Source organism: Adhaeribacter terrigena, assembly GCF_016623615.1.
Lineage (GTDB): Bacteria > Bacteroidota > Bacteroidia > Cytophagales > Hymenobacteraceae > Adhaeribacter_A > Adhaeribacter_A terrigena.
Window position 1 is genome coordinate 180,756 of sequence record NZ_JAEHFX010000004.1, and the last position, 13,658, is coordinate 194,413.

The following is a 13,658-nucleotide window of genomic DNA, read 5'->3' on the forward strand; positions in this document are numbered from 1 at the left end:
TTGTTTAAAAAGTACCGGATTTTAGAACTGCAATTTTACTTTTCTATAACGATTGGTTATTAGGGTTTTGTTGTGAAATAATGCTAAAAAATCGTTAAAATATTCGATTTTATTTGATCTTAAAAATTAAATTATTCCAATTTTTTTCTGGATAAGAGGACTCTTTATTAAAAAAATAGTTAAAAAATATATTCGTTAAATATTAATAAAATAAGATAAGTGTAGTTTGTTCTTGAATACATTCAATATAATGCAATCTTTTGTTTAGTTTTGCGATGTAAATAGTTCGATTTAAAAACGAAGTATTCTAATTCAAAATTAAACCCATGATCGCTAAGTATCTACTTCTTAATTCTGGTAAAACCCTGCTCACCGCCTTGCTGTGTTTGGGAGGTCTGAATGCTAACGCGCAGGCGCTTTTATCGGGGCCTTATTCCCAGAATTTCGATGGCTTGCCCCAAACCGGAAACTTTACCAATAACACCACCATTCCGGGGGTGTATGTAGCACATAACGGCACAAGTGCTAGCGGTGTTACTGCTATTGCAGGTGGTGATGGTTCCGTTGTAACTACTGGTTTAAGAAGCTTTGGAAACTCTGCTGATTTAGCTTTGGGTGGTGTAAGAGGTGCCGGCACAGCTGTTGGCGATCTGTATTATGGAATGCGTGTTAAAAATACTACAGGAGATCCTATTAAGTCTTTAATCATTCAGTATACAATTGAACAGTGGAGAAGACCAGGTGGTAATCCTAGCGCTACTATAAATTTCCACTATAAAAAGAACGTTACTGACTTAGGTGGCACCGGATGGACCGCACTTACTACAGGAAATACAAGTCTGAATCCAGGAGGAGGAGGAGGAGGAGCAACCGATGGAAGTGCCATTAGAACAGTTCATACTTTCGTGTTGAATATTACTCTTGCAGCTAACGAAGAGGTAATGTTACGCTGGCAAGATGCAAATACAAGCGGATTTTATATAGGTTTAGATGATGTAAGTATTACACCTAGTGTAGATCAAGCAGCACCTATTTACTACAGTAAATCGAATGCAACTGACTTAACTCTGCCAGCTAGCTGGGGCCCAGGTGCAGATGGTAGCGGTACAGCGCCTGCTAATTTCAATTCAGGTATGTTTGTTGTGGCCAATAAAACTACTGCAAGCATTAATTCCAATTGGGGGTTAGCAGCCGGTACAAAGGTTTTGATTTCCGAAGGTACTTTTACCATTCCGGCCGGGTTTTCAATAAACAATGCTATCATTGACGTGGCAGACAATGCTACGCTAAAAATTGCGGGTTCCATACCTTTGCTGGGCACGCTGGGAAGAAACAGTACCGTAGACTACAATGGTAGCGGTCCGCAGGATGTTAAAAATGTAACCTACGGTAACCTGACTATCTCGGGCTCCGGCACCAAGATGTTAAACGGGAAAACTACCGTAAATGGCACGCTCAGCTTTTTGAACAGCGACCTGCTGGCCACCGAAACTGATACGCTTTTCTTAGGGCCGAATGCTACCGTTAACGAAACTTCTTCCCACTATTTTAAAGGAAAAATGTTAAAATCGGCTACCATTAACGGAACTGGTACTACCTCTTTCGGTAATATGGGCGTAACGTTCACCAATACCGGCGGCGGAAACTGGGGCGTGGTAAAAGTAACCCGTACTACCGATGCAGCTATCATTAACCCGAAAGACGCTACCAAAGAAAGCATTAAACGTTCGTGGCATATTTCGCCGCAAACGCAGGCCGGCACTCCGGTAAACATGACCTTTAAATGGCTGGCTACTGAAGACAATGGCCAAAATTTCCCGGCCACTATTAATGCCCTGGCCCAAGCCTGGAAAAGCACCGACAATGGCTTAACCTGGAAACCGGTAGGCAATGTATTTACTTTCGATGCTAGCGGCACGGAACGGACCGTAAGTTTAACTACCAGCTCTTTCTCGATCTGGACGTTCTCCGGGCCGGGCAATCCGTTGCCGGTTAGCTGGTTATATTTCAAAGGCAAAGCGGCCAATAACGGCAATAATCTGAATTGGGCTACTGCTTCGGAGAAAAATACGGCTGCATTTATTGTGGAGCGCTCTTTAAACGGTAAAACGTTCGAAGCAATTGGTACCGTTAATGCCGCCGGCAACAGCAGCCAGGTTTTAACCTACCAGTTCACCGATAAAAAACCTGTTGCAACCGGCACCGCCTATTACCGCCTGAAACAAACCGATACCGACGGCGCCTTTGAATATTCTTCGATCATTGCCATTGCGCAGCAGCAACAGCCAACGCAATTTGCCAATGCCTATCCTAACCCGTTTGAGCAGACCTTAAACCTGGAACTGGACTCAAACCATGGTTTACAAAAAGTAGTGCTGTTGGGCCTGGATGGCAAAGAAATTTACAGCAAAGCGCTTACTTCCGCTTCGGAAGTTGCGCTGCACGATCTGCCAAACCTGAAAGCGGGGGTTTACCTCCTGCAATTGGTAAGCGAAAGCGGAATTAGTACTTTAAAGGTAGTACGTCAGTAAAAAACGCTATACTTTCCAATAAAAAAAGTCTGCCTTGTAAAAGGCAGACTTTTTTTATTGCATTTCATTGGTTACAGCAAGGTTTATGGCCTCGGGCCGCGGCCACGGATCATGCGCAGCAGCCACATAATGATCAGGATCACGATCACGATCAGCACCACGGCCGTCCACATACCGGCCTTGAAAATATCGCCGATCACTTCGCAACTCGAAAGGGTAAACGTAAGCAGCACCAACAGTGCCACAAAATAAGCTCTCAGATCTTTCATAGTTTTATTAGGTTGGTTAAAAATAATTCCGCCGGCAATATTGCCTTCCGGATATATATAACACGTTTACTGTTTCGGCGACAAAAAGGTTGAAAAACGGGCCGATTAGCTTTCAGGATTTTTAGCGTTAAAAATCAATTTCCCGCCTGGTACTTTAAAAAACGCTATGGTTTGGAAGTGAAAAAGTAAAAAGATTAATGCTTTGATTCCCAAAGGGTAAGTTTTTCGGATCAATTTCAGTTCAGGCAGCAGGAATTAGGAAATACTGGCTATTTGAGCGCCTGAATAAAACCGCTGAACGTAAAGGCAAGGCAGCAGCAAAGGGCAGTTTTTATGGTTAAAACCATAGCCTTTTCCCTGGAAAGTGATGCTGATAAAATGAAAAAGAGCCGGCTTAAAAAACCGGCTCTTTTATAGCTTACAGCTGCTAAAACAGTTTAAAACTGTTCTCAACCCCTTTTCGTTTTAACAGCTGCATGGTGTATTTTATCTACCTATCACTATCTGTTTTTGCACGAATTTATCACCCAGCTGGCACTTTAAAATGTAAATACCAGCCGGCAAATGCTGCACCGGAATCTGCATATGGGAACCCTGCGCCTGGGCCCGGTAAACCTGCTGGCCCAGGGTGTTGAGTAATTCCAGCGTGGCGCCCTGCGGTTTATTGTTTTCTTTTATAGTTACATTCAGAGTGGTTTGGGCCGGGTTCGGGAATACTGCCAGGTTAAAGGCGGCTTTTTCTTCTTTCGTTCCCAGGGCTGTCTGAACGCGGAAAGCCTCGGTAAAGCCGCAACCAAAATCGCCGTTAAAGTATCCTTTCAGCGGGAAATTGCCGCTGCTGGTTTGAGATGCCACGCTAAGCGAACCGGTGCCCTCGCTTTGCGCCGCCCACCACGAAAGTCCGTTGCAGCCCGTATCGGTTACTTCCAGGCGGTAGCAGCCGGCCGGCAGTTGAATAGAATCGCTGTAAGTAGTGCGGCTGGCCGTAGTGAGGCGCGATTTTACCACGTTGCCTGCTGCATCGTAAATGCGCCATTTGGTTTGGGAGCCAACGTTGTTTGTGGAAAGTCTTACCACCAGATCGTTCGGCCAGACTGCCATGGGCATAAATTCGGTTTGCATTTCGTTGTTGAGCAGGTTCAGATCCGCAGAGCCGTTTACTTTGGTAAGGCGCGTAATAAATTTTGCCTTGTTGTTGCCCATGGTTACGAACTCGGAATTGCCGGGCAGTAAAATTTCTTCGGTTGTTTCCGGCTGCATGCTTAGCGTGAGCGGCAGGGTGTGCAAGGTGCCGCCTGCCAGCCCATAAGTTATTTCCAGGGAAGTTATAACGGTGTTGCCCGTATTTTTTACCAGTATTTTAGCTTCTTCGCAGGCAGGGTTGGAGCGGAAATAAGCTTCGTGGTTGTTGGGGGAAATAATGGCTTCCAGGGCGGCATCGGTGGTGTAGTTATAAGCGCCGTAATAAATGATCTGCCCTTCCACAATGTAGGAGGCCTGCGAATTGGCTACGTTATAAGCCTGGAAATCTACGTCTACGTTATAATTATTGCCGGGCGTAAGGCCGACTAACGGGTGAAAGTTCGATTGCACCACGTCGCCGGGGCACCAGTTGGCGCGGTCGTATACCCAGGTGCCGGTTTGCGGATACAGGTTATTGAAGCCGCAGTTATCGCGCCAGATGTTTTTCTGCGCGATCATGGCCCCGTTCAGGTTTACGCGGTAATACTTGCTGCAGAATTCCGAACAATAATCGCCTGGGTTGGAGCCGTGGCCCGTAACGTTAAATTTCAGGACGGCGGTTTGCGCGTTTGCCGGCATTGATTTGGTACGGGCATTCATCTGCGTTTCGATGGAAACCGGGTTGCCGTAGCCAAAACCACCATTCCAGAGCCGGTCTATTTTTATTACGTTGCGGGGCGGGGTGCCTTCAATAAAGGTGAATTTAACGTTAGCCGTAAAGCCGCCCGAGTAACCGCTGTAATGGATCCGGATGCTGGTATTGCCTTTCAGGTATTGGGCGTAATCGGTTACATCGAAATTATAACGGTGCTGCCAGTTCCAGGGGAATCGCTGCACGTTGGCATAAGGGGTAATTAAACGGCCGATCTCGAAGGTGTCAGTTGGCGTTATCAGGAAGATTTGGGCGGTATAATCCCAGTCGCCGCAGTATTGCGGGTTGCCCGGACACTGGTATTTGCCCAGGGTAAAAGTCATGGTAATATCGCGGTAAGTAGTGCTGGTAGTAGGGAAAACGGCCGGGGCATCGTAATTCCCGAAATTGGCCAGCTGGGTTAGCGTATGTCCCGATTGCACCACCGAGGTATCGCCGGGGGCCGCTTTCACGCTGCCAAGCAGTAAAAAGAAAAAGAAAAGAAATAGGTAACTGTGTTTCATGCTGAAATGGAATTGAAGGTTTTTTTTAGAGCTGGCAGAAAGTTTTTGCTTCATAACTGAAACTACTTTTTATTAAGGCCTGCTACTGTAAATGCAATTTTCAGAAACCCCGACTTTTAAGCGGTAAAAGCATAGCGTTTGTGCAGTGAAAGCATAGCGTTTTGCTTTGGTGTTTTCAATTTTATAAAAAGTCCCATCGTTTTTTGCAACGGGACTTTTTGAAGTTAAAAGGATAGCGTTTTCGCTTATTGGATGACGAGTTTACGGGTTGCGGTTTTGCCTTCGCTTAGCAGTTGCAGCAGGTAAACACCTTTGGCGGTTCCTTGCAGGTTCAGTTGGTTTGCGCCGCCTGTTGCTACCTGCTTGCGGATCACTTTGCCGGCCAGGTCGGTTACCACGAGTTCGTAAACCTGGTTTTCCGGGAAGGCAAGGTTGAACAAGCCGGCCGAAGGGTTTGGATAAACGCTCAGCTCCAGGCGGGTTTCCGCTTCGTTGATGCCCGTATTCAGAATGGAAACAGGATTGGAAACCGCTGAAGCGCAGCCGTTGGCAGTAACAATTACCGTATAGTTTCCATTGGCCGTAGCAGTGTAAGTGGCAGCAGTAGCACCCGTGATCAGGTTGCTGTCTTTATACCACTGGTTGCCGGTAGCGCTGCTGGAAGTTAAAGTAAAGCCCGCGCGGGTTACAGTAGGCGTAGCGGGCAGGGCGGTAACCGTTACCGCCGTTGCCGTAGAAGTCGAGGAGCAGCCGCCCGCAGTGGCCGTAGCGGTGTAGTTCCCGCTGGTGCTGGCCGAATAAGTAGCCGAAGTCGCGCCGGTAATGGCCACCCCATCTTTAAACCAGGTAAAAGTAGCACCGGTGGTAGCAGAAGCAGCCGTTAAGGTTACCGAGCCGCCATCGCAGAAAGTAGTGGCGCCGCCGGCTGTAAGGGTTGGCACCGCCGGGGCCGGATTTACCGTTACTGCCGTTGCCGCAGAAGCCGCACTTGGGCAACCGTTCGCCGTTGCCACTGCAGTATAATTACCGGCAGTAGTAGCCGAATACGTAGCTCCCGTGGCCCCAGTAATGGCTACCCCATCTTTAAACCAGGAATACGTAGCACCGGTAGTGGAAGAAGCGGCTGTTAAAACGACCGAACCACCGGCACAAACGGTGGTTGCGCCACCAGCGGTGATAGCAGGCGCAGTTGCAATTGGATTAGCGGTTACCACAGTTGCTACAGAAGTGGCCGAGCAGCCGCCGGCTGTAGCCGTTACCGTATAGCTTCCGGATGCATTTGCTGAATAGGTAGCCGAAGTCGCGCCGGTTATGGCTGTACCGTTATTGAACCACTGGAAAGTAGCCCCGGTAGTGGTGCTGGCTGCTGTTAACGTAACCGAACCGCCCGCGCAGAAAGCAACAGGTCCGCCAGCGGTAATGGTAGGAATAGCCGGGGCGGCGTTCACCGTTACCGTAGTGGCCGCAGAAGCAGCGCTTGGGCAATTATTAGCTGTTGCCACTGCCGTGTAAGCACCACTGGTTGTGGCCGAATACGTAGCCGAAGTAGCGCCGGTAATGGCTACGCCATCTTTAAACCAGGTATAGGTAGCACCGGTGGTCGTGGAAGCAGCCGTTAACGTAACCGAACCGCCCGCGCAGAAAGTGGTTGCCCCGCCGGCCGTGATCGTTGGCACCGCTGCGGCAGTAGAAGAAACCACTACTTTGGTAAAGGCATTGTTGGCAGCAACCGCATCGGCCGTAAGGTTGGTACTGGCTACAAGGCTGTAGGAACCCGGCGTGCTCAAGTTGGCAGTTGCAGTGAAGGAATACGTTACGCTGGCGCCAGGAGCAATCGGACCAGAAACAACTGCCGTTACCGGCGTGCCCCCATTGATAGCATACGAAACGGGAATGTTGCTTAAGGCCGCCGTTCCGAAATTATTGACGGTAATGGTGATCACTTCCTGGTTGCTAAGATTGCAACCCGAGTTCGGAGCCGTAATGGCCCTGACGCCGGAGTCGTTGGAAGCTGGCGTAAACGCTCCTATTTCATAAGCCCCCGGATCGGGGGTAAGCGGATTACGGAGCGCGTTGGTAATATCGTGGGTAACGGCAGGTAAAACCGGCACGCCAATATTATTTACCGCGGTTGTTGTAGGCAGAAAATTACCGGTAGAAATGCTGGTAAAAGCCGGGTCAACAGAAACGCTGCTCGTATCATCGCCGCTGGCCGTGCGCCAGTCGGCTAAAGTAACGCGGTTGCTGGAATAATAACCAATGCCGCTGCTGGCGGTAGCTCCGCCCGTTACGTGCAATACGTTGTTGTTCGATTCTATATCGGCCGCAATAGTAGGCGAAGTAAGGGTAGCAAAGTAGATTGCATTTTTTGCCCCGGAAGCCCCGCTTACAATGTTTACAATATTGTTTTTAAAGCGGATATTATTGGCCGCCGTGGTTTGGTTAAAGCCGCGTACCGTGCCGGTATTGGCCGTATTGTCTAAATTAAACGTGTTGTGGTAGTAAAAAATGCCGTTGCTGCCTACGTTGTGAATCCCGTAAATGGTGCTGGTGGTACCGATATTATAGACCAGGTTGTTGGTTACAATATTTTCGGCACCCACCGGCGCATCGTTGCTGTTTGAATAAAAACCGTACACGGTTCCGCCGGTTGCTGCGCCGTTGCTGGTATGGATCCGGTTTTTTCTGATCAGGCTGCTTTTGGTACTGCCGTTCAGGTTAATGCCTTCAAAAGTACCTACGGTGCTGCGGGTTGGCCGGCTGATATCGTTACCTTCCACCAACGTTCCGTTCACGGAGCCCAGTTCAATGCCCGAAGCATAGAAGTTCCGGATCGTATTGTTTAAAACCTGGTTGTTGCCCGCGCTCGTTGCCTGGCCGTAAAGTGCAATGCCTTTATAGCCGCCGTTTATGGTGTTTCCGGAAATAATATTGCTGTTACCGTTGTTACCGGTGGTAGTGGTAGAGGAAGTTGCGTTCGAGAAAATAATGCCGCCGGAATTGCCCGAAGTAGTGCTGGTTGAACCGATCGAAATAATATTGTTGCTGATGGTATTATGATCGGCACCATTTAAAAGGTGAATTCCCCAGCCAAACGCAGAAGTGCTGGTGCCGGTAGTTAAAAGCGTAAAGTTGTTGATCGTTACATGGTCGGCGCCGTTCAGTTTAATGATGTGGCGGGCTCCGGTAGCCGGATTTGCCTGAATGGTATCTGCGTTGCCGTTAAAAGTAATGGTATTTACCGCGCTGGCACCCATTACCGGCGTTATCTCCACCTGCTCGGTATAAGGTCCGGAATTGGCAACCACGTTAAAAATAACCGGCCCTGAAATTCCGCAACTGGTCATGGCTGCAACTGCGCTGCCTATCGACTGGAAATTGGTTGCTGAAGCAGGAGCGTTTTTGTCGATGGTAAAGGTTCCGGTTAAAACGTTGCAGGAATTCAGCGTAACCTGGGCCGAATCGTTGGCCGCAAAGCCGTCGGTGCCGTTGTTCGGGTTCGTGGCGCGGGCTAAAACGGTATGGTTTCCGGGGGTAAAAGTGTAGTTGCCCAACGTAACCGTAGTGCTTTGGTTAAAAGGTAAATTACCGGTCCAGGCGAAGTTGGTTTGCGCTACACCGTCTACTTTCCAGGTAATGGTTGCCGAAGTCAGGTTGCTGGTTCCCTGATTCACCAGGGTTGCCTGCACGGCCTGGCTGCTGTTCTGCATAACCGGCGAAACCGGGGCGGTTACGGCCAGAATCCCGGCGTCGGTCGTAGCCGGGGCAGCGCTTGGTTTAATGGTTATTCCCATCACGTTCAGCACGCTGCCGGTATTGTTGAAGGTGATGCTTTGGATCGGTTTGGTGGTGTTACCAACCTGCAAGGCCAATTCGAACTGGTACAAACGCGGGTTGCTGGCATCATTATCAATGTCGTTATCGGTGCGGTTGGCTCTTCCCAGCGCGGTTATGGCAAAGCCAGTGCCGTTGTACCAGTCGGTCACGGTCTGGTTAAAAATCTGGGATGTGCCATCGGAAAAGTTCACCTGTATCATGGTATTGCTGGTGCCGCTGCCGGAAGTAGCCAGTACATAAATCTTTTCGGCAGCAGCAGGTGCAGGGAAAGTAAGTGTGCCGGTTCCGGTGCCGTTTATCCGCAGCGCGTTATTGGCCGTATAGGAAGCTAATTCGTACGTTAAGCCGGGCGTTGCCGAAACGGCGCTGGTTATAAGGCGGTTTACGGGTAAGCCCTTGGTTGCCGTTTCTACGGGCGTATTGGTATTGGTATAGCCCAGTACCATAAAGGTGAAATCCACCCCATCCACGTCGTGCGTCGTGCTGGCGGCTACGGTTCCGGTGCCATCGGCCACCACGTCGGCGTTATAGCCCGTTACGGCAACCGGGGTGTAGGTCTGGGCCTTAATTCCCTGGCTTGCTGCCAGGGCCAAAGCCATAAATATGAGTTTTTTCATTTGATATCGGTAAAGTTTTGAATTTAAAGCTGAATAGTTTTAAAGCGGAAGGCTTCCGCAAAAAGGAAAAACACTTAGCGTTGTTTTAACCCGGAGCAAGCAGTTTTTGCCCCCGAAACCATAGCGTTTTTGGGGTGAGAAAAAGCCCCGCCACCAAAATGGCAGGACTTTTTCTGGGGAGAGCAACAGGTGTTTTTTGTCTAAAGCACTTTTATTCCACGATCAGTTTGCGGATGGCCGTACCGGTTTCAGTTTTAACGTGCAGCAGGTAAATGCCTTTGGCCGCCTGGTTCAGGTTTAATTGGGTATTTTCAGCTTGCAGGTTTTTCTGGAGAATCAGCTTTCCGGTCAGGTCAGTTACGGTTATAGCCGCGCTTTTCCCTTCCGGTAAGATCAGGTTGAATAAACCTGCCGCCGGATTGGGGAATACGGTAACGGCCAGGTTGTTTTTATCATCAGAAATGCCGGTATTGGTAATGGTAACCGCGTTTGAAGCATCTGAAGTGCAGCCGTTGGCCGTAACTTTTACCGTATAAGCACCATTAGAAGAAACGTTCAGTACCTGGGCTGTTGCGCCAGGAATAGCGGTGCCGTTTTTAAACCACTGGTTACCGGTTGTGCTGCTCGAGTTCAACAGATTGCCGGTCTGGGTAACGATCGGCTGGGTTGGTTTTTGTTTTACGCTAACCGTAGTTCCCAAAGAAGTTGGGCTGCTGCAGCCGCCGGCGGTAGCAGAAGCGGCATAACTGCCGCCGGTAGTTGCGGTATAATTGGCGGAAGTGGCACCCGGAATCAGGTTGCCATCCAGGAACCAGGTAAAAGTAGCTCCTGCAATGGCCGAAACCGCCGTAAGGGTTACCGAGCCGCCGGTGCAAATGGAGGTTGGGCCACCCGCGTTTACACCCGGCGCCGGCGGTGTGGTGTTCATGGTAACCACCGTCGCCGCCGAGGCCGCGCTGCTGCAACCGGTAATATCGGCAACAACAGTATAGCTGCCCGCTGCGGTTGCGTTGTATGTGGCCGCGGTTGCGTTTGCAATAGCAGTACCATTGTTAAACCACTGATAAGTAGCACCGGTAGTGGCAGATGCCGCCGTTAGCATAACCGAGCCGCCCGTGCATATGGTTGTTGTTCCGCCGGCAGATATGGTTGGTGCCGCCGGGGCTGCTGAAAGCACGATTGAGCGGGTTAATGCATCATTGGTAGGAGCAAGGTCACCGGTCAGGTTGGTGCGCGCTTCTAAGCTGTAAGTTCCGGTTGTGCTCAGGTTTGCTTTGGTAATAAAGGAATAACTTGCTGAAGTGTTCGGAGCCAGGGGGCCGGCCATAATTTCGTTTACCGGCGTGCCGTTGTTTATTTTATACGAAACCGGAATGTTGCTCTGCGCCGTAGTGCCGTGGTTTTTCACCGTTACCGTTATTGTTTCCTGGTTGGTAAGCGCGCAGCCGGAATTCGGGGCAGTAATGGCAATAATACCCGCATCGGCGGCCAGGGTAGAGGCAACCGTCCGGATAGAAACGCCCATTACGTTCAGCACACCCGTAGTAGAAGTTTTGTTAAAATGAATGCTTTGAATGCTTTTTCCCGCGTTCGCCGTCGATAAGGTAAGTAAGGTCTGGTACAACCGCGGATTGATGCTAGAATTTTCGATCTGGTCAGTAGCGCGGCTCACCCGGCTTATTCCCTGAATGGCATAGCCGCTGCCGCTAAACCAATCGCTTACAGATAAGCCGGGGAAAACCTGGGTAGTGGCATCGGTAAAATTAACGGTAGCAGTTACAGTGCTGATGCCGCTGCCGGAAGTAAGCAGTAAGAAAACCTGGTCGGCAGATTGAGGGGAAGGAAACGTGAGGGTGCCGGTTCCGGGGGCGCTGATCCGCAGAGAATTGTTGCCGGTATAAGGCGCCAATTGGTAGGTAAGGCCCGGAGTAGAAGTAACAGCACTGGTAATGGTGCCGCTGTTGGGCAATGCGCTGGTAGGAGACTGCCCGGATGGGTTAATGAAATTCTGGGCAACAAAATTAAAAGAGGCGCCATCCAGATCAATTGAAGTGGAAGAAGCCACCGTGCCGGACCCGTTGGCCACGATATCGGCGTTGAAACCGGTAAGGGGAACCGGGGCGTACGTTTGCGCAAAGCCTTTAGCACCAAGCGCAAAAGCGCAGGCCAGGAGTAACGTTTTTTTCATGGAATATGCGGTTATCGTTTATAAAATAATTGAAAGGGGTTGCTTTTTTATTCTTGAAAGGTCTGATAGGCTGAGCTATTTTATCAGCTCTACCCAGCTTTTAAAAGTGCGCTGCTCACCGGTGCAGTCAGCAAATCGTACCAGGTAATAGTAAATGCCGGCCGCACTTTCTGCTCCGGTCCAGCCCTGAGTGGGGTCGTTGTTTTCCCAGACCAGTGAGCCCCAGCGGTTATAAACCTGCAGGTTGTAGGCTGTCAGGTCTGGCACTTTCACCAGCAGGCCTTCATTTTTGTCATCGCCGTTGGCGGTTATAATGTTGGGGAGCAGGATTTCCGGGCTCCCTTCTATTTCCAGTTTTGTAGTGATTTTTTCTACACAAGGTGGTGCCGTTGTATAGGTGATCGTGTGTTGGCCGCGGGTAGATTCGGTAAGGTCTATAATGCCGGTTTTAGCATTTATTACCAGGCCATTGGTTCCGGAAAAAGTGCCTCCCTTTGGGCCAGCAACCGGGGCTTCGGTTAAACCCAGCTGGCAGTAAGCCGCTTTTTTATAAGAAATCTGGGGCGTTAAAAGGGTTAAGGTAACGGTTACCGGTACTGACGTTCCGGTCAGGGTGGCGCAGTTTACTTTTGCCCGGTATTGGGTGGTAGTAGTTGGCGTAGCTGTAAAGGTTGTCTTGGTTGCGCCGCTCACATCGGTCCAGGTAGTGCCGTTATCGGTAGATTCCTGCCACTGATAAGTAAGATCAGTATCGGTAGCAGCGCCGGTCAGCGATAAATTTACACTGGTCGGGGCGCAAATATTGGTAACGCTGGCAACGGCTTTACCGGCGGCTGGCGGCGCGGGGCACCCAACCCCGGCGCTCACGGCCAGTACGTTCAGAGTGCCATAAGCACCGGGTTTGTTTATGGTTATAGAGCGGATCAGTTTTCCATAATTGGCTGGTAATAAAGCGAGGCGTTTCTGATAAAGCGATGGATCTGTGGTACTATTTTCAATTACATTGGTGTCGTAATTTACCCGGCTAACGCCCTGTAAAGCAACCACATCCAGCAAGCCAAACCAGTCCATGAAAAACAGATTGGTAAATGCCTGGCTGGTGCCATCGGTAAAATTTATGGTAGCTATAAAATTAGTAGGCCCTTGCTGGGAATTTCCGGAACCACCCAGTAAAAAAATGGTCCGGGCAGCCTGCGGCACGGTAAAAGTAAGGGTACCGGTGCCAGTACCGTGAATGCGCAGCGTATTGTTCGCATCATAACCGGCTAACTGAAAGCTAAGGCCGGGAGTAGAGCGTTCTTTGCTGGTGAAAAAACCGTTGGCTGGCAGATACGTGCTCGGGGCATCGCCGCTGGGGTTTCTGTAATTTTGGGTAACAAAACAAAAGCGGGTTGGGGCATTTCCGCCGTCCATGTCGTTAGTGGCCGATGACTTAGCAGGGCCAGGTAAATTAGCCACTACATCGTCGGTAAAACCCGAAACCGGAACGGTGTTGTAAACGGTTTGGGCCTGCGTAAAATGGGCAGGCACCCAACTCAATGCGGTTACTAAAAGGCTGAAGATCGTAACTGAAAAGCTTCTCATTATATAGGTTGTTTTTACAGCTGTTATAAAGTATTTCAAACTTGCCCTTCTATTTATTTTACAAAGCGCCGGCAGGTAATTCTAATACAACCGGGAGTAACTCGTTTGCAGGCAACTTTGTGCAGCAGGCTGAAAATGACCCGGGCTTCATAAAGTGTTTAAAGCTATAACATATTAAATGGAAGCGCAAAAAAACAGCGTTTCAAAAACGTTTCAATTTGAAACTTAAAGTATA

6 protein-coding genes are annotated in these 13,658 nt (G+C 49.6%); 1 reads left to right on the forward strand and 5 read right to left on the reverse strand.

What is annotated here, in order from left to right:
- Positions 1-326 precede the first annotated feature (326 nt).
- On the forward strand, positions 327-2,531 hold the full coding sequence (locus tag I5M27_RS09945) for a T9SS type A sorting domain-containing protein (protein ID WP_200506059.1): 2,205 nt from the start codon (positions 327-329) through the stop codon (positions 2,529-2,531).
- Between the two features lie 83 nt (positions 2,532-2,614).
- Here I5M27_RS09945 and I5M27_RS09950 read toward each other — a convergent pair whose 3' ends face one another.
- From I5M27_RS09950 to I5M27_RS09970, 5 genes are all read right to left on the reverse strand, one after another.
- Entirely contained in the window at positions 2,615-2,800 is a 186-nt protein-coding gene (locus I5M27_RS09950) for a hypothetical protein (protein WP_200506060.1), read from the reverse strand.
- Positions 2,801-3,286: 486 nt separating this feature from the next.
- Positions 3,287-5,197 carry a T9SS type A sorting domain-containing protein gene (locus I5M27_RS09955; RefSeq protein ID WP_200506061.1) on the reverse strand — a complete coding sequence of 637 codons (1,911 nt, stop codon included), beginning with the start codon at positions 5,195-5,197 and terminating at the stop codon, positions 3,287-3,289.
- A 245-nt stretch (positions 5,198-5,442) separates the two neighbouring features.
- On the reverse strand, positions 5,443-9,651 hold the full coding sequence (locus tag I5M27_RS09960; RefSeq protein WP_200506062.1) for a T9SS type A sorting domain-containing protein: 4,209 nt from the start codon (positions 9,649-9,651) through the stop codon (positions 5,443-5,445).
- Positions 9,652-9,862: 211 nt separating this feature from the next.
- Complete coding sequence (locus tag I5M27_RS09965) at positions 9,863-11,839, reverse strand: T9SS type A sorting domain-containing protein (protein ID WP_200506063.1); 1,977 nt, start codon at positions 11,837-11,839, stop codon at positions 9,863-9,865.
- A gap of 75 nt (positions 11,840-11,914) precedes the next feature.
- On the reverse strand, positions 11,915-13,423 hold the full coding sequence (locus tag I5M27_RS09970) for a T9SS type B sorting domain-containing protein (protein ID WP_200506064.1): 1,509 nt from the start codon (positions 13,421-13,423) through the stop codon (positions 11,915-11,917).
- Positions 13,424-13,658: the final 235 nt, after the last annotated feature.